Below are 17,766 nucleotides of genomic sequence, written 5' to 3'. Positions count from 1 at the left end.
AGGTGCTTTCAGAAATAATAAAAATTTTATTATCCTAAAAAAGGATATTTATAATCCACAGGAGTTACAAAGGTTTCTTTAATCATACGTGGAGAAATCCAACGGTACAGATTTAATTTGCTTCCTGCCTTATCGTTAGTTCCACTAGCACGAGCACCTCCAAATGGTTGTTGTCCAACTACGGCACCTGTTGGCTTGTCATTGATGTAGAAGTTCCCTGCAGCATTTTCCAAGGCTTTTACAGCAGTTTCTAATGCATATCGGTCTTCACTAATTACAGCTCCGGTGAGGGCATATTCGCTTGTGTTATCAACAAGCTCAAGTGTTTCTTCCCATTTTTTATCATCAAAAACATAAATAGTAACTACTGGTCCAAAAAGTTCGGTACACATAGTGGTATATTTTGGATCTTCAGTTACGATAACCGTAGGATCTATAAAATAGCCAACGCTTTTATCATAGGTTCCACCTGCAATGATTTCAGCTTTTTTATCTTTTTTTGCTGCATCAATAAATTTGGCAAGTTTATCAAAAGAACCTTCGTGAATGACAGCTGTGATAAAGTTATTCATATTTTCTGGTGAACCAATCTTAAAGCTATTGATATCTGCTTGTAGAAAAGTTTTTACTTCTTTCCAAATACTTTTTGAAACATAACATCTACTGGCTGCACTACATTTTTGTCCCTGAAACTCAAAAGCACCGCGCGCAATAGCAGTTGCAACTTGTTGCGGATTGGCAGATTTATGTGCTACAATAAAGTCTTTTCCTCCTGTTTCTCCCACAATTCGAGGATACGTTTTATAGTTGTGGATATTGTTTCCAATCTTCTGCCAGATATCTTTAAACACATGTGTAGAGCCCGTAAAGTGGACTCCGCTAAAATCAGGACTTGCTAATACAGTATCTGTAATCATCACAGGATCGCCCATGACCATATTAATAACACCGTCGGGGACACCTGCTTCTCTAAAAATATCTAGAATTACTTTTGCAGAATATACCTGGCTATCACTTGGTTTCCAAACGACCACATTGCCCATCAAAGCAGCACTGGCAGGTAGGTTTCCTGCGATCGCTGTAAAATTAAATGGTGTAATTGCGTAGACAAATCCTTCTAAAGGTCTGTACTCTAATCTGTTCCATGCTCCAGAAGTAGATTCAGGTTGTTCTGCATAGATCTCGGTCATGTATTGTACATTGAATCTCAAAAAATCAATTAACTCGCAAGCTGAGTCAATTTCGGCTTGGTGTATGGTTTTTGATTGTGCCAACATGGTAGCCGCATTAATCTTAGCACGGTAAGGACCAGCGATTAGTTCGGCAGCTCGAAGAAAAATACCTGCTCGCTGTTCCCAAGGCATTTGAGACCATTTTTTACGAGCTTCCAATGCGGTAGCTATTGCCTCTTCAATATGCTTTTTCTTTGCTTTATGATAGGTTCCCAACACATGTTTGTGATCATGGGGAGGAGACATAGTTGCTGTATCTTTGGTAGTTATTTCTTTACCATTAATGTATAATGGAACGTCAATCGTTTCAGCATACATTTTTTTATATGTTTTTAATACTTCCTCACGTTCTGGTGAATCCGGAGCATAACTTTTAATAGGTTCATTAACAGCTACGGGCACTTTGAAAAATCCTTTTCCCATGTCTTTATGTTCTTGTTTAATTAGTTTAGTATTCTAAATTTTTGCAAAGATAAAGATTAGAATTGTTTAGCTAAGTTAAAGCGGTATTAAGTTTTATCAATAGTTTTGTTTCCAGTTTTGTAATTTTTAAACATATAAGCAGACAACGTATCGTATGTGCACCGTAACCTTTATTCCGAAATCTTCAAATGAATTTATTCTGACTTCCAATAGAGATGAAGCTCCCGGTAGAGTTACCAAGTCCCCAGGAGTTTATGAGATTTCAGGAACCAAACTATTGTTTCCAAAAGACAAGGTGGCTGGTGGCACTTGGATAGGATTAAGCGAAAAGAAACGCCTCATTTGTTTGTTAAATGGAGGGTTTACAGCTCATGAACGTGCAGCAAGCTATCGGTTGAGCCGAGGTGTTATTGTAACCGATCTTTTGACTTCGGAAAATGCAGTAAAGGCTATTGATGCGTATGATTTTGATGGAATAGAACCTTTTACCATTATTTTGGTGGATTGGTCTCAAAAGCTTCAGCTATATGAATTGGTCTGGGATGGAAAAACGTCTCACTTTTCTGAAAAACCACTTACACCTCATATCTGGTCGTCTTCTTTATTGTATTCCGAAGCAACTAAAAAGAAACGAACCTCTTGGTTTTCAGATTTTTTACTGAAGCATCCCAATGTTTCTGAAACCGAATTGCTTCACTTTCATAAAACCGCTGGTGATGGAAATCTTCAAACAGATCTTGTTATGGATCGCAGTTTTGTAAAAACCAAAAGCATCACTCAGGTCGTACATACTTCTAAAACCAGCATGCGATACGAGGATCTTCAGCAACAACTAACTTCAAAAATTAGCCTTTGAACCCAACCGGAAAAATAATTGTTTTGGCGTATCCAGATACGTTTGTGACCATGAGCACCGAGTTTATCTGTAGACTTTTGCCGCTCGTAGGATTAGGAACCAAAACACATATAAAAGCAGGACATGCGGCACTGGTTTTAATTGAAAATAAAACTGGGAAGATGCAGTATTTTGATTTTGGCCGCTATGTCACTCCGCCAGGAATGGGAAGGGTACGTAATGCTACTACAGATGCCGAGTTAGTAATTCCTTTTTCTGCTGCTATTTCTTCTGAAAATATATTACAAAACCTTGATGAGATACTTTTGTGGTTAGATGCTAACCCACAAAAAACACATGGAGAGGGTAGGTTGCTTGCATCGGTGTGTAATGTAATAGATTTTGAATTAGCACTCAATTACATGACTAAATTACAAAAGAGAGGAAGTATTGCCTATGGTGCTTTTGATAAAACTGGAAGTAACTGTTCTCGTTTTGTTACCGATACTATTCTAGCGGCTACGACAGATAAAAAAATTAAAAAAGCACTACAATTTAATAAACGATTTACTCCCAGTACAGTTGGCAATGTAGAAAAGGCGGCAGCAGATAAGAAAATCTTTCAGGCATATCAAGGGGAAGTAACACAATTTAAAAGTTCGGCCTTAAAAGAAAATTTAAAGAATTATTTTGATAGAAATGTACCTGAGAGTAAATTATATCAGGTAAAAAGTAAGATACCTGCACAGGCTCAAAAACTAGCTGGGACGGGAAGTAACGCCTGGTTTGAATTGGTTGCCGAAGAGCCACTACCACAAGGATATTATAGGATTCGCAGATACAATGATTTGCATGAAATAGATTATGATGGTATTTATGAGTCGAATCGTTTTAATTTGGCTAAGAAATTTCAATTTGTCTACGATTCAAACTGCGCTTATTGTACTGTAGTACAGGACAGCCAAGAGATAAGATTAAAGGGTGTAAAAGCTTTTTCAAAAGCTACTACGTCATTGCAAAAGGAGCAACTAGTTTAAAAACAGGAATTTTAACTTTAAATTCTTTGGTGGTAGTAAAATTGATCATTGTGTAGTACCCTTTCATAGCTCCTATGGGTGATACTAATAGGCACCCACTACTATATTTGTGGGTTTCTCCTGGTTCGATGACAGGTTTTTTTCCAATAACTCCTTCTCCTTCTACAATTTCAGTAGTATTGAGAGCGTCATTGATGTTCCATTTTCTCGATTTAAGCTGTACGACATCCTTGCTTTGATTCTCAATCGATATTGTGTATTTAAAAGCATAGTGTACCTTGTGATTTTTGTAGAAAGTGCCTTCAAACAAAGTGATCACCGAAATTTTTATGCCTTGTGTAACTTGTTGTACCATATTAATAAAGCGCAGCCGAAATTAAAAAGAAAACTACAGCAGCTGTAAATGAACTAAAAAAGAAAACAACATTTAATAGGATAAATTTAATAAAAGTTTTGATATAAGATTGCTCATAAAATTTTCGCATCGCAATATAAAAATATATAGGGCCTATTAGTAAGAATAGGATACTACTAAAAATTTCTGTTTTAAAGATCCAATCAGGTATCGATGTAATAATAAGCGCTAAAAAAGTAAAGCTAAAAACATGAAAAATAAATACCAAATGTTCCATATAGGTAAATTTTCTTCGAGCATACAGCAACCAGAAAAATAACGCAAATAGTGGAGCAAAAAAGAATAAGAAAAAAGGAACTTTTGAAAATAGATAATTTATAAATTCCCGTGGAGAGTCACCTATACGGTCAAAAGACTTATTGCGTTCATAAAGCCAAGTATTGGTTCGAGTCTTTTCTAGTTTAAGACTATCCATGGCATTATAAGCGTTTTTAATCTCAGTTTCTTTATAAAAATCTCTAAAGATCTGAAATTTCATTGCAAGGCTTTGTACACTTCCCACACTATCTAATTTGGCAATTCTTGCTGGATAGCTATCGTTTTTATTGTAAATGGTATCACCATTAACAATCCAGTAGCCTCCAGAATTTTGATCTTTAGATTTTGAAATAGAATCTTTTCGGCTGCTAAATTGTTGCTGTTTGCTTACAGTATCCTTCTTAATTTGATTTAGTTGCTTTAACGAGTCAACTACTAGTATATCTTTATTATTGTTAGAGTTGTTGAAGCCTTCTTCCATACCGCTTCCAAAATCTAAGAAAGGAGCATTGTATGCTGGATCAAAAAAATTGATAATACTAAAAAGAAGAAAGTAAATAATCGAAACACTTAAAAAGAACCGAAATGGGTTGGTATATCGTAACCGCTGACCGTTGATATAATTTTTAGTAATAGTGCCTGGCCGAAATAAAAGATCGGATATTGTATAGCGCAAACGGGAATCATAACTCACCAAACTGCTAAAGAATTCGGTGATAAAATCTTTAAGTGAAAGACTTTTTGTACTGTTCAATTGAGAACAATAAGGACAATATACATCGCTTAAATCCAAAGGTTGCCCACAGTTGAGACACTCATTGCTACGATATTTAAAATGCCTTCTGCTGTTTTCTGAAACTGTTTTGTTCTTTACAGCGAGTTTTTTCTTACTCATACCGTAAAGATAAAATGTTTTTTAAAATAAAAGCCGAAAGTAATTTTTACTGCTGAAAGACCTCAGATTGTACTAGACTTGGGTGGGCTTCCACAAATGTTTCTAGGATTTTGAAAAAGTGTAAAATGTCCTTTTTTTCATTGCCTGAATTAATAGTCACTAATCTTACAAACTCTTGATTTCTGAAAGTTCCGAAGCCTACCATCAATTCGCCACTTTGGTAAAGTGCCGTGCAAAGGCGTTGTGCAGGAATATTTTTGTAATTAAAGCAAATCGAAATGGAGTCATCAAAGCTATAAAGGGTATAGTCTGGATGGTTGGAAATGTATTTTCTTGCGACATCTGCCAAATAAAACTGATTGTCCACCATTTTTTCAAGCCCTTTACTACCTACAGATTTCCAAAGTGTCCAAAACTTAAGGGCATCGTTTCTTCGTCCACATTGCAAAGAGGTTTTACCTAAGTTGTAGTCATCGCCGTCTGTCTGGTATAGATAGGCCGCATCATTGCTAAACGAATCATACAGGTGTTTTTTATGTTGAGTAACAATAATAGAACATGAAAGGGGAGTGCCCAGCATTTTATGTGCATTGACACTAAATGAGTCTGTAAGCTCGATGTCTTTTACCAAATGCGTATACTTTGAACTAAAAATCACACCACCACAATACGCACCGTCAAGGTGAAGCCAAAGATTGTATTTTTTACAAATTTCTGAAATAGGTTTAATAGGATCAAATGCTCCCAAAACGGTTGTGCCCGCAGTTGCGTTGACAAAGAAAGGTGCAAAACCTTCAGCAATATCTTTGGTTATTTGTGCTGAAAGTTTTTCGGGAACCATTTCACCTACCGCATTGGTGTCAATGTATCGAACCTGTTCACGGCCAATGCCCATAAACGCTGCATTTTTTGGAATGGAATAGTGAGATTCGATCGAAGTATAAACAGTCATTTTTTTGGTAACTCCTTCAGTTGGAATTGCCTTTGCATGCGCATCACGAGCCATGAGCATCGCCATAAAGTTACTCATAGAGCCTCCTGGAGCAAAAGTGCCATCGCTATCGTTTCCGTAGCCAATACGATCACAGATTTTATGCAGAATTTCTTTTTCAACACCTACTTGAGGTCCTGCAACTTTGTACGTATACATACTATTATTAAGCATCACAGCAAGTAAATCTCCTAAAGTAGCTTTAGGATGTCGTCCTCCAAATAACTGATTAAAAAATAACTTAGTAGCCGTTCTTGGAGTGTTTAAAACCAGTTTTTCTAAAGTTTCCTCAAAGTAGGTATCGGTGGCAGGTTCTTCAGAGAGTGTAAGATCTAATTGTTCATACAATTCTGAAGTAGGTATGGGGTCAACTACAGGATCATTATTTTCTGCGGTAAGTAATTTTTCAGCTAAAGAAGTAAAGAGTTGAAGATCTTTTTGCATGTTTAGGTTTTAATTTCTTAGAAGAATTTAGAACTGCAAACTTACAGTAGAAATACTTATTGATTGGTAATATTTGTAGAATTTGCCATTCCAAAACCAATAATTCTGTCAAAACGAGCACCTAAAGCACGGTAATAAACAAGAACGGTATATTCATTCTCGGTTTCCCAATAATTCCCGCTAATAGCCCCTGGATCGATTTTACCATCTGGAGTCACCAATACATATTTATAGTTGTAAAATCCTTGCTTAAAAAGACGTGTATTTTGGTAGGTATCGCTTTCAGTATTATACTCTAAATAGGTTGAACCATCAATGGTCCAGTTATTAAAGTTTCCGTAGATATGTAATTCGTTATCTCCCAGTTCATACGGATAAATGAGATTAAAATGAATTTTTGCATACTCTGCCTCAATACTTTGATCTCTGGCGTCAATATTGCGCACAACAAAATTTCCGTTAATATCTGGATTGTAGGTATAGGGCCTGTTCGCACGAACTCCATCTGTAAAAAGAAAATTTTCATATAGCTCATTTAGTGCTACCGAACGGATGCTGTTATTTGCACCTCGAATGTCTTTATTGTCAAAAAACAAATATTCATTACCTCCCCAGAAAGCAGCTTCCTGATCATATCTGTAAATCAATTCACTTCCAATCGTATATTGAGGTTTTAAATCTGTAATTGCTGTTTTAAAGTTGCTGTTTTGCATGACCAACGTCTTGACCGTTTGTTTAGGATTGATCAATAACTCTGTTGGAGAGTTAATGGAGAACTGCACCACTTGTTTTTCATCAATGTATTTTAAGTCTCTACTGCGTTTAATTTCAACACCCACCGTAGCTACACTTTCAATGATCATAAATTTTCTAGAAAACACAGGGTATCCATCGTCATCAAAAATAGTGATGAGGTAGTTTCCACTTTTTTCTATAGCTCTAGTTTCTCTGTTAGGAATAGTAAGGGTATAATTTGAAAAAATTTGAAGCGTATTTAATGAATTTTCATAGGTTTCAATCCGAACATCATCAAATCCATCCAAATATTCTCCCTTTGAAAGATCACTCGGTGTCCAGTCAAAATTATGATGTGTGATCGTGTAATAAAAATCGGCTTCTTCACCATTAAGCGCATCAAATGAAAGCTGTAATCTGTCACCAAGTCGTATAATTGGCAACTGACTTTGAGCTGTAGTGCCCGAAAATTGTATAGTTCTTATATAATTGGGTTCAACAATTTCTGTTACTTGGGCGACATTAGAAAAGGCGAAACAAAGTAGAAAAACAGAAAGAAATAAAGGTGTACGCATGGACTAAAATTATGTGGCTAAAGATAAACAAAATTTGTGCCTTAAAATTGTGTTCAAGATCATCAAGTTTTTTTTGGAATAAAATAGTGCAATTCATTGTAAGATGGCTTCCTATTTTATAAATTTGCAAACCTTTTAATAAGACTCACTTTTTTTAAGTGAATAAAAGACAATTTTAACACAAGTATCCTATGTCCAAAGACATTAAGATTAAAAAAGGTCTTACCATTCGCCTTAAAGGCGAAGCGGATAAAACACTTTCCAACGCACCGCGTTCGCGCACATTTGCATTTAGAACTTCAGATTTTCACTTAATTACGCCAAAAATGGTGGTAAAGGAAGGGGGAAAACTGCAGGCTGGTGATACTGTTTTTTACAGTAAAGATAATGAAGCGATAAAGTTTGTTTCTCCCGTGAGTGGTACCTTAACCGAAATAGAGCGAGGAGCAAGAAGAGTGATCACTAAGATTACTATCGAAGCTGAAACGCAAGATGCCTATAATGACTTCGGAATTAAAAATCCAGATTCAATGCAGGCCGAAGACGTAAAAAATCATCTGTTAGTTTCTGGATGTTGGCCATTCGTTAAACAACGTCCGTACGATGTAATTGCAAATCCGGATATAATGCCAAAGGCTATATTCATTTCAGGAGTAAATACAGCACCACTTTCTGCAGATCTAGATTTTACGTTAAAAGGAAAAGAAAAAGAGTTACAGGTTGCGGTAACAGCTTTGAGCAAACTAACTGAAGGCGCTGTGCATATCACTATTGGGAATGAAGGCGCTTCACCGTTGGCAACTATGAATGATGTTGTGATTCATAAAGCGAATAACTTGCATCCTGCAGGAAATGTTGGAACTCAGATCAATAAAATAGATCCTATAAATAAAGGCGAAACTGTATGGACAGTAGCTGCTCAGGACTTAGTAATTATTGGAGAACTTTTCTTAACTGGAAAATTTAATGCTGAAAGAATTGTAGCACTTGCAGGTTCTTCGGTAAAAACACCAAAATACTATCGTACTAAAATAGGCGCAGAGGTGGCAACATTTGTATACGATTCTGGTTTGGATGAAGAAAATGTTCGTGTGATAAGCGGGGATGTTTTAACTGGAAAAGCGATCTCTCCAAAAGAACATTTAGGATACTACAACAATACTGTAACCGTAATTCCTGAAGGAGACGATTATGAATTCTTTGGGTGGAACAAACCTGTTTTTAATAAAATCTCAACTTCCAGAGCATTAACTTTTTCGTGGATGTTTCCGAAGAAAAAATTTGAACTGGACACTAATACAAACGGAGAGCACCGTGCTTTTGTAGTGACAGGAAATTATGAAGAGGTGTTTCCACTAGATATTTATCCGCTTCAGATTTTAAAAGCATGTATGGTTCAAGACCTTGATGCGATGGAAGCCTTAGGAATGTATGAAGTTGCGCCAGAAGATTTTGCTTTGACAGAATTTATCTGTGTGTCAAAACAACCACATCAACAGATCATTAGAAATGGACTGGATTTAATGTATAAAGAAATTGGATAATTATTCATTTTGAAAAATGAAAAATACTAAGTAAATGGGTTTAAAACAAAAATTACATACGCTTAAGATGAAGTACGAGGGTACTAAGATGGCGCCTGCTTTTAATGCATTGCACACATTCTTGTACCTCCCAAATGAGACCACACACAGTGGAGCTCATGTTCGTGCAGCAGATGATTTAAAAAGAACGATGAATACCGTCATCATGGCGTTGGTTCCTTGTTTGCTCTTCGGAATATTTAACGCTGGATATCAGCATTACTCAGCACTTGATGAAACATTACGACTGGCTCCTCTAGCTAATTTCTTTACCTGGGATAATTTTATCATGGGATGCTGGACCGTACTGCCATTGGTAATTGTTTCGTATGGTGTAGGACTTGTGGTCGAATTTATTTTTGCTATCATTAAAGGACATGAAGTTGAAGAAGGATACTTAGTTACCGGAATGTTAGTGCCTTTGATTGTGCCTATTGATATCCCACTATGGATGTTGGCAGTTGCTGTAATCTTTGGAGTAGTAATTGGAAAAGAAGTGTTTGGAGGAACTGGAATGAATATTCTAAACCCTGCATTAACAATACGTGCCTTTTTATTCTTCGCTTATCCAACGTGGATGTCTGGAGATAAAGTATGGGTACACGGTGCGGTTGAAAGACAAAAAGAAATTGCTGCCGGAGCAAATGTAGATGCTATCTCTGGAGAAACGATCTTAGGAAGCTATGCCCAAGGACAAGATGTAGTCTATAATTATTGGGATATGTTCTGGGGTTTTATACCAGGATCTGTAGGTGAAACGTCTAAGTTGCTAATTATAATAGGAGCACTAATACTAATTTTCTCTAAGGTTGGAAGTTGGCGAATTATTTTTAGCACCCTTATTGGAGCACTCGCAATGGGACTAATCTTTAACGGAGTAGTTGAAATGGGCTGGATTGGAGAAAGCTCTAAGTTTTACGGATTAATGACTGTTCCTTTCTGGCAACATTTAATTATAGGAAGTATACTCTTTGGAGCCGTTTATATGGCTACAGATCCTGTTACGGCATCGCAGACCAATAAAGGTAAATGGATCTATGGATTTTTAATTGGTTTTATCTCAATATTAATTCGAGTATTCAACCCTGCATATCCAGAAGGAGTTTTCTTGGCAATATTATTAATGAATGTGTTTGCTCCGACCATAGATCACTATGTACTTGAAGGTAATATAAAGAAAAGAGCAAAACGTTTAAAAGTTAAAACGGCTTAATTATGGCAATTAACACAGATAAAAATACGTATACAATCATATTTGCCGTAATCATGGTAGTGGTGGTAGGTTCCCTGTTGGCAGGCTTCTCTAGCGGACTTAAACCAATGATTAAGGAAAATGAAAAGTTTGAAAAGCAACAGAACATTCTGTATGCAATGGGCGTCAATGAAAATGAAGGTCCTGGTGATGTCACGTTTGTTTCTACAGATAAGGTTCAATCTCAATTTGATACTTACATAAAAAAACAATTGGTACTACAACAAGGACAGGAACCTGTTGAAGACAGTCTTGCCTATCTAATTGATATTAAAAAAGAAGAAACCAAAGCGAAAAAAGATGGATATAACAGAAAGTTACCTCTTTTTATTGGCGAGAAGGATGGAAAAGAAGTGTATGTCATGCCAGTACGAGGAAAAGGACTTTGGGATGCTATCTGGGGCTTTGTTGCAGTGGATAAATCAATGACCGTACAAGGAGTCTATTTTGATCATAAAGGTGAAACTCCTGGACTTGGTGCTGAAATAAAACAACGGTATTTTATGGATGACTTTACAGGTGAGAAGTTTTTAGATGGAGATGCTTTTAAAGGCATTGAAGTAGCAAAAGGAAATAATGATCCTGTAAATAATGACAAAACAGATAATGAAGTAGATGCACTAGCAGGTGCAACTATTACCGGAGACGGAGTGGCAGCGATGTTAAAAAAAGATATCAGGCTGTATGTACCCTACTTTAAAACATTAAACAACTAAGCAATGGGATTACTTTCAAAAAAGGATACAAAATTAATTATCGATCCGTTAACAGACGATAACCCGATTACGATTCAAGTATTGGGTATTTGTTCTGCACTTGCGATCACAGCACAGTTAAAGCCGTCGATCGTAATGGCAATCTCTGTAGTGTTTGTATTAGGCGTTGGGAATGTTGTAATCTCTTTAATGAGAAATGTCATTCCTTCAAAAATTAGAATTATCGTACAACTTATTGTTGTTGCAACTTTGGTAATTATTGTAGATCAGGTGCTAAAAGCTTTTGCTTACGAATTGAGCAAGGAACTTTCAGTATTCATTGGTTTAATTATTACCAACTGTATTATTATGGGGCGTTTTGAAGCATTTGCTTTGGGGAATGGTCCATGGCGTTCTTTCCTTGACGGAATTGGAAATGCTTTTGGATATGGAGTCATTCTAATCATTGTTGGATTTTTCCGTGAATTGTTGGGAAGTGGGACCTTATTCGGATTTCAAGTCCTGGGTGATCCTGTGACAAAAACAGGTTTGTACGCATATGGATATGAAAACAACGGATTTATGGTTTTACCTCCTATGGCATTAATCGTAGTAGGGATTATCATTTGGGTGCAACGTAGTCGTAATAAAGAACTAATAGAAGAAAACTAGTCAGTACTCAGTAATTAGTACGCAGTAATCAGTAATTAGTACGCAGTAATCAGTAATTGATTATTTGAAATATTGATATATGAAGTTTCAGGATTTACTAGCTTATAAAAAATCATTTTCGCTAGCAATGGAAATTCTTGAAATCTCAAAAGGTTTTCCTAAAGAAGAAGTATTTGCTTTGACAAGTCAAATAAGGAGATCGTCGCGAGCTGTTTCATCAGCAATTGCAGAGAGTTACGGAAAACGTAAATATCCGAAGCACTATCAAAGTAAATTAACTGATAGCGACTCGGAAAATTTAGAAACACAAACTTGGATAGAATTTGCCGAAGCTTGTGAATATATAACAGAAGAACAAAAAATAGAATTAATAAATAAAAGTGAAGAAGTTGGCAGATTGTTAAATTATATGATTAACAATCCCGATAAATTTGGAGTAGTTAAAGACTGATTACTGCATACTGATTTACTGAATACTTGAAATAAATGGAACACATTGAACTTTTTTTCAAATCTATCTTCGTTGATAACATGGTATTTGCATACTTTTTGGGTATGTGTTCATACTTGGCAGTATCAAAAAAGGTAAGTACAGCTGTGGGTCTTGGAGCTGCAGTAATATTCGTTTTAACAGTAACGGTACCCTTAAACTGGTTATTGGATCAGTATATCCTTCAGGAGGGTGCTCTTGCATGGTTAGGAGCAGAGTACGCAGAATATGACCTTAGTTTTTTGTCATTTATTCTTTTTATCGCAACGATTGCGACGATGGTACAACTAGTTGAAATCATTGTAGAGAAATTTTCACCTTCTTTGTATAACTCATTAGGTATTTTCTTACCTCTAATTGCAGTAAACTGTGCCATCTTAGGAGGCTCATTATTTATGCAATCACGTGAGATCGAAACTTTTGGACTGGCCCTAAACTACGGCTTCAGCTCAGGAATTGGATGGTTCTTAGCAATTGTCGCGATTGCAGCCATTCGCGAGAAAATTAGATATAGTAATGTGCCAGCACCTTTACGCGGACTCGGAATTACTTTTATCATCACGGGATTAATGGCGATTGGTTTTATGAGTTTTGGAGGAATGTTAACTGGAGGTGATGAAGATACAACCTCATTAGAAGGGGATGGTTCTAACGTAGGATCAATAATTGAAGAAAAAATAGAAAGTGAAACCGAAACGGCTCTAGTAGAAGTTTCAGAAATAACACAGGAATAATATGTTTTTAGCAGCTAGTATCGTAGGCGTTATTGTAGCAACTGTTGTGGCCTTTTTGGTTCTAACGTTACTTTTGGTCGCGCTCTTATTATTTACAAAACAAAAACTATCTCCTTCGGGACCGGTAAAAATTACCATTAATGACGAGAAGGTGATTGAAGTAGAAAGTGGAGGAACCTTACTTTCAACTTTAGGGAATCAAAAGATCTTTTTACCTTCCGCTTGTGGAGGAGGTGGAACTTGCATCCAATGTGAATGTCACGTCCTAGAAGGTGGAGGAGAGGCATTGCCTACGGAAACACCACACTTCAGCAGAAAAGAATTAAAAGACGGAGCACGTCTATCGTGTCAGGTAAAAGTTAAACAGGATATGAATATTCATATTCCTGAAGAGGTTTTCGGAATTAAAAAGTGGGACGCCGTTGTAGTTCGTAATTACAATGTAGCTTCGTTTATCAAAGAGTTTGTAGTTGAGATCCCAGAGGACATGAACTACAAAGCTGGTGGATACATTCAGATCGAAATTCCGCCATGCGAAGTTAAATATGAAGATATTGATATCACAGCACACCCCGAAGAGCACGAAACACCCGACAAATTTCAAGCAGAGTGGGATAAGTTTGGTCTTTGGCCATTAGTGATGAAGAATACTGAAACTGTAGAAAGAGCTTACTCAATGGCTTCTTATCCAGCCGAAGGGCGTGAAATCATGTTGAACGTACGTATTGCTACGCCACCATGGGATAGAGCTAAGAATCAATGGATGCAGGTGAATCCTGGAATTGCGTCTTCTTACATTTTTAACTTAAAGAGAGGTGATAAGTGTGTCATCTCTGGACCGTATGGCGAATTCTTTATTAATCCTTCTGAAAGTGAAATGCTTTACGTAGGTGGAGGAGCTGGAATGGCGCCAATGCGTTCACATTTATATCACTTGTTTAACACCTTAAAAACTGGTAGAAAAGTAACCTATTGGTATGGAGGACGTTCAAAAAGAGAATTATTCTATATAGAACACTTCAGAAAATTGGAGCGTGAATTTGATAACTTTAAATTCTATATGGCTTTATCTGAACCTATGGAAGAAGATAATTGGAAAGTTAAAGAAAGTTTAGATGGACCAGGTGATGGGTTTGTAGGATTTATACACCAGGTAGTGATCGATAATTATTTAAGTCATCACGAAACTCCAGAAGATATCGAGTTATACTTCTGTGGACCTCCATTAATGAACCAAGCAGTGCAGAAAATGGGAGAAGATTTTGGTATTCCAGATGAGCACATTCGCTTTGATGATTTTGGAGGATAACCTCATTATCATTTCGAACGTATGAGAGAAATCTCACTACAAGAAAAAAAACCGTTCTTATACAGAGCGGTTTTTTTGTGCTTTTTAATGTTTTTTTAAATCATTACCTTTTAATTTCCTCATTAATTAGATGTATTAGTTGGTGTAGATATGCAACCAAATCTTTATGAATTCCGGCTAAAAAACTATTATTCATCATGGCAAGTCGTAGCCCATTTTTAAAGAGTTCATTATTGTGCTGCCATTGAGCGTCTTTGATCATATCACTATGTTTTGATACTGGAATATCTTCAGCCTTTAATCGCTTCGGAAATCCATACGCTGGGTCATTCATATCAAAAAAAGCGAGTGCTGCAATATTTTCAACGTTCGTATCGTATAAGTAGGCTTCATATTCACGTCTCATGTGCTCCTCTCCAGTTGCAATTGCTGCATAGCGTTTGTCTAATTCTATTATTGCATTTTTTATTGAATCGTTTTTAATTAGACTAAGATTTCCAGAACTAAGCAATTCTTTATAGGTATTGTTATTAGGTCCAAACGTATTCCACACAAACACATGTTCATATCTATCTGTATACTCTTGTACTTCTTGGATAGTTTCCGGTTCTTTTTCTTTGAGAAGAATAGTGCAAGTTTTCGCCTTATTAAAGCGATATGTGGCAAAATGCTCGTTATTATTGATTTCACTAACAAGATCTGCTTTAAGATTCTTAAGGTAATTCACTTCTCTGGCACGCTCTTTTCTATCTTCGTTCCAATTATTGATGCTCAAGGCAATTAAAATTCCAATGACGACAAGGATGATTTCTCCAATGGCGTACAAGAGGTATTTTGAAAATCGATTTTCTCCAATAAGTCGTTGGCGGATATGGCGGAAAAATTTAATCATAAGCAATTACTTTATAATTTTATGAATTGTTTACTAGACTTTCAATAATCTGAATGATTTCCTCTAACTGTTGCTGCAATTGGTTGTAATAATTGTCTTGTAAATAGCTTCCTGTAGAAATAAATCCTCCCAATAAATTATCAAATTTTCTGGATTGCAAAAGTGTAAGATTACTTTCTATGAATTTAATATTTTCTATTTCATCATTAGCAAAGGCATCAAATTCCATTTTTCTAAGACCGACAGTCTCATCGGCCAGATCAAAAATTTTTCCTCGTTGATTCCCATGCTCTGTAGTTTCTTGAAAACGAATTTTTAGCATTAAACCGTCCAAAGAGGCCAATGCCTTTTTAAGCTTTCTATTTTTAATAATACTTAGATTTCCTGAACTGATAATTTCGTTTATAATACCCGTCCCAGGCCTATATTGTACTTCATTTATGAATGCGCCCCAAAACAATTTTGAAAATTGCTCATCGAAGATTGTGGGAGTTTTGGGACCTGTGTGTTTTGACAATTCTGAAGCATGCCTTAAGTTTTTGGCGTTTTGCGCCTTTACCCTTTTCAACTCTTGTAAATTTGACCTAAACTCTTCTTGTAATGACACTAAGTATTCAGTTTCCAGCTTGTTTTGCTTTCGTTCTTCGTTTAGATTATTGATTTGTAGTGCAATGAGAATACCAATAACAACAAGGATGATCTCACCTATCGCATAAAGAAGATATTTGCTGAATTTATTTTCAGTAAGCAATCGTTGACGGATATGGCGGAAAAATTTAATCACTTTTCAGTCTTTAATTTTCGACGTTTCAACTAAAATTTTATCAATAGTATTCTCAAGATTTTCCAACGCTAACATATAATTGGTTAAGCTCCAAGCATGATTATCTATGTTGTTCTCAAATTCAATATCCTGAAACATTTTATAAGTATCGGGGTTCAACTTAGAGGGTGCTTTCCAATCCAAAAAACCATAACTGTCTATGTTTTTGAGAGATGCATTTTTTGTAAGATATGGCATCATCATATTTTGGGAGAAATCATCGAGTGTATCCCATGCCTCTTCTTTTTCATTTAAAAAACTAGACCATTGGAATAAATGCAATCGCAAAGAATCTGATACAATCAATTTTAATTTACCAGATGAAATAAGGTCTGAAAGTACATTTTCCGTTGGTCTATAATCGTAATAATTGATGCTTTCAGATATAAGACTGTCTGTGTTGTGTTGCTGTAATGTTTCTCTGTTTTCTCCAATTAGATTTAATGTAGTTTTAGTGGAATTAATAAACCTTAAATAGTTGTTTTTTACCAATTCAAGATCCCTCCTGTTTTTTTTAAATTCAAAGTTGAGGTTCTTTAAAATGGTCTGCTCCTCTTTTTTATTGATTTGAGTGTTGTTCCAATTGTTTATCTGTAACGCAATTAAAATCCCAATCACCACGAGGATTATTTCGCCTATGGCGTAAAGCAAATATTTTGAAAAGCGATTTTCAACAACAAGGCGCTTACGGATATGTCTAAAAAATTTAATCATAAACTCAAGTCATAGTTTGATTTAATTAAACGGATTAACTCTTTTGCTTCTTTTTCCTTTTTCAGACTAACGCTCTCACCCAAACTTAAAGCACCATTGAAATAGTTGAGACTATTCATTAATTGATTAAGAACAATTGGGTCCTCAGTGAGCAAATCATCTGCACTTGCATTTTGCATTTGGCGAGTACGCATTATTTTTAGCATTACTTCTGCATCAAAAATTTTCCCTAACACTTCTACGTAGTCTGCTGCCCACAACATACCAGCTTCATTGTAACCGTTAAACTCCGAAAGCGAATTGTAGTATTTAGAAATGGCATCAGAAACTTCACTATCACTGACCAACCGAAGGTGTCCTGAACTTTTCATTTGTTCATACGTTCTGTCAACAGTGTGGATTATAGTCCATTTTATTGTTACCATTCTGGACCAATAGGCCAATTTTTTTACATTGTTTTTTCTATTTTCACTTTTTAATCCTGGAATAATAGAATCTATCAAGGCATAAACTTCATTATTGCTGTTTTGAAACTTATCGTAGATGGCTAAATCATCTTCTAAATCTTCCAGAAGATTTTTCATATAGGCATTTTCAATGCCTTGTTCAGATTTGGCTTCATTCCAGTTATTAATCTGCAATGCAATTAATATCCCAATAACCACAAGAATGATTTCACCAATAGCGTAAACGAGGTATTTACTGAATTTGTTTTCAGTAAGTAATCGTTGACGGATTTTTCTAAAAAATTTAATCATATTT

18 protein-coding genes are annotated in these 17,766 nt (G+C 35.9%); 9 read left to right on the top strand and 9 right to left on the bottom strand.

Annotated features, from left to right (window positions below; all coding sequences use genetic code 11):
- Nucleotides 1-29: 29 nt before the first annotated feature.
- Nucleotides 30-1,655, bottom strand: coding sequence for an L-glutamate gamma-semialdehyde dehydrogenase (gene pruA, locus ACFQO1_RS08420; protein WP_380217556.1), 1,626 nt, complete (start codon nucleotides 1,653-1,655; stop codon nucleotides 30-32).
- 154 nt (nucleotides 1,656-1,809) lie between these two features.
- Between pruA and ACFQO1_RS08415 the strand changes: the two genes are divergently transcribed.
- Both ACFQO1_RS08415 and ACFQO1_RS08410 read left to right on the top strand, forming a co-directional pair.
- A complete protein-coding gene (locus tag ACFQO1_RS08415) occupies nucleotides 1,810-2,511 on the top strand; it encodes an NRDE family protein (protein WP_380217555.1) in 702 nt (233 codons plus the stop codon).
- The gene (locus ACFQO1_RS08410; protein ID WP_380217554.1) at nucleotides 2,508-3,527 is read left to right on the top strand and encodes a DUF6695 family protein; all 1,020 of its coding nucleotides are present in this window, start codon (nucleotides 2,508-2,510) and stop codon (nucleotides 3,525-3,527) included. The genes ACFQO1_RS08415 and ACFQO1_RS08410 overlap by 4 nt, the downstream gene beginning before the upstream one ends.
- On the opposite strand, the gene apaG is transcribed toward ACFQO1_RS08410, so the two are convergent.
- From apaG to ACFQO1_RS08390, 4 genes are read right to left on the bottom strand one after another with little or no spacing between them, the layout of a single operon-like run.
- Nucleotides 3,496-3,882, bottom strand: a complete 387-nt coding sequence (gene apaG / locus ACFQO1_RS08405; RefSeq protein ID WP_380217553.1) for a Co2+/Mg2+ efflux protein ApaG — start codon at nucleotides 3,880-3,882, stop codon at nucleotides 3,496-3,498. The genes ACFQO1_RS08410 and apaG overlap by 32 nt on opposite strands.
- 1 nt (nucleotide 3,883) lies before the next feature.
- A complete protein-coding gene (locus tag ACFQO1_RS08400) occupies nucleotides 3,884-5,095 on the bottom strand; it encodes a DUF3667 domain-containing protein (RefSeq protein WP_380217552.1) in 1,212 nt (403 codons plus the stop codon).
- A 46-nt stretch (nucleotides 5,096-5,141) separates the two neighbouring features.
- Nucleotides 5,142-6,530, bottom strand: a complete 1,389-nt coding sequence (locus ACFQO1_RS08395) for a pyridoxal phosphate-dependent decarboxylase family protein (protein ID WP_380217551.1) — start codon at nucleotides 6,528-6,530, stop codon at nucleotides 5,142-5,144.
- A 56-nt stretch (nucleotides 6,531-6,586) separates the two neighbouring features.
- Nucleotides 6,587-7,840: a type IX secretion system plug protein gene (locus ACFQO1_RS08390; protein ID WP_380217550.1), complete on the bottom strand. Its 1,254-nt coding sequence runs from the start codon at nucleotides 7,838-7,840 to the stop codon at nucleotides 6,587-6,589.
- Between the two features lie 191 nt (nucleotides 7,841-8,031).
- Between ACFQO1_RS08390 and ACFQO1_RS08385 the strand changes: the two genes are divergently transcribed.
- From ACFQO1_RS08385 to nqrF, 7 genes are all read left to right on the top strand, one after another.
- Nucleotides 8,032-9,384, top strand: a complete 1,353-nt coding sequence (locus ACFQO1_RS08385; protein WP_380217549.1) for a Na(+)-translocating NADH-quinone reductase subunit A — start codon at nucleotides 8,032-8,034, stop codon at nucleotides 9,382-9,384.
- Nucleotides 9,385-9,418: 34 nt separating this feature from the next.
- Nucleotides 9,419-10,636 (top strand): NADH:ubiquinone reductase (Na(+)-transporting) subunit B, encoded by a 1,218-nt coding sequence (locus ACFQO1_RS08380; RefSeq protein ID WP_380217548.1) that lies wholly within the window; start codon nucleotides 9,419-9,421, stop codon nucleotides 10,634-10,636.
- 2 nt (nucleotides 10,637-10,638) lie between these two features.
- On the top strand, nucleotides 10,639-11,391 hold the full coding sequence (locus ACFQO1_RS08375) for a Na(+)-translocating NADH-quinone reductase subunit C (protein WP_380217547.1): 753 nt from the start codon (nucleotides 10,639-10,641) through the stop codon (nucleotides 11,389-11,391).
- A gap of 3 nt (nucleotides 11,392-11,394) precedes the next feature.
- Nucleotides 11,395-12,042, top strand: coding sequence for an NADH:ubiquinone reductase (Na(+)-transporting) subunit D (locus tag ACFQO1_RS08370; protein ID WP_380217546.1), 648 nt, complete (start codon nucleotides 11,395-11,397; stop codon nucleotides 12,040-12,042).
- Nucleotides 12,043-12,121: 79 nt separating this feature from the next.
- Nucleotides 12,122-12,493 carry a four helix bundle protein gene (locus ACFQO1_RS08365; protein ID WP_380217544.1) on the top strand — a complete coding sequence of 124 codons (372 nt, stop codon included), beginning with the start codon at nucleotides 12,122-12,124 and terminating at the stop codon, nucleotides 12,491-12,493.
- A 35-nt stretch (nucleotides 12,494-12,528) separates the two neighbouring features.
- On the top strand, nucleotides 12,529-13,266 hold the full coding sequence (gene nqrE / locus ACFQO1_RS08360; RefSeq protein WP_380217543.1) for an NADH:ubiquinone reductase (Na(+)-transporting) subunit E: 738 nt from the start codon (nucleotides 12,529-12,531) through the stop codon (nucleotides 13,264-13,266).
- Between the two features lies 1 nt (nucleotide 13,267).
- Nucleotides 13,268-14,575 (top strand): NADH:ubiquinone reductase (Na(+)-transporting) subunit F, encoded by a 1,308-nt coding sequence (nqrF, locus tag ACFQO1_RS08355; RefSeq protein ID WP_380217542.1) that lies wholly within the window; start codon nucleotides 13,268-13,270, stop codon nucleotides 14,573-14,575.
- Nucleotides 14,576-14,678: 103 nt separating this feature from the next.
- Here nqrF and ACFQO1_RS08350 read toward each other — a convergent pair whose 3' ends face one another.
- Genes ACFQO1_RS08350 through ACFQO1_RS08335 form a run of 4 tightly spaced genes read right to left on the bottom strand, consistent with a single transcriptional unit; the run spans nucleotide 14,679 to nucleotide 17,762 of the window.
- Complete coding sequence (locus tag ACFQO1_RS08350; protein WP_380217541.1) at nucleotides 14,679-15,467, bottom strand: DUF6090 family protein; 789 nt, start codon at nucleotides 15,465-15,467, stop codon at nucleotides 14,679-14,681.
- A gap of 19 nt (nucleotides 15,468-15,486) precedes the next feature.
- Nucleotides 15,487-16,251 carry a DUF6090 family protein gene (locus ACFQO1_RS08345; RefSeq protein WP_380217540.1) on the bottom strand — a complete coding sequence of 255 codons (765 nt, stop codon included), beginning with the start codon at nucleotides 16,249-16,251 and terminating at the stop codon, nucleotides 15,487-15,489.
- 3 nt (nucleotides 16,252-16,254) lie between these two features.
- Nucleotides 16,255-17,004, bottom strand: a complete 750-nt coding sequence (locus tag ACFQO1_RS08340; protein WP_380217539.1) for a DUF6090 family protein — start codon at nucleotides 17,002-17,004, stop codon at nucleotides 16,255-16,257.
- A complete protein-coding gene (locus tag ACFQO1_RS08335; RefSeq protein ID WP_380217537.1) occupies nucleotides 17,001-17,762 on the bottom strand; it encodes a DUF6090 family protein in 762 nt (253 codons plus the stop codon). The genes ACFQO1_RS08340 and ACFQO1_RS08335 overlap by 4 nt, the downstream gene beginning before the upstream one ends.
- Between the last annotated feature and the right edge of the window lie 4 nt (nucleotides 17,763-17,766).

Source organism: Jejudonia soesokkakensis (assembly GCF_042664795.1).
Taxonomy (GTDB): domain Bacteria; phylum Bacteroidota; class Bacteroidia; order Flavobacteriales; family Flavobacteriaceae; genus Jejudonia; species Jejudonia soesokkakensis.
This window is presented reverse-complemented; position numbering and strand designations above follow the sequence as displayed.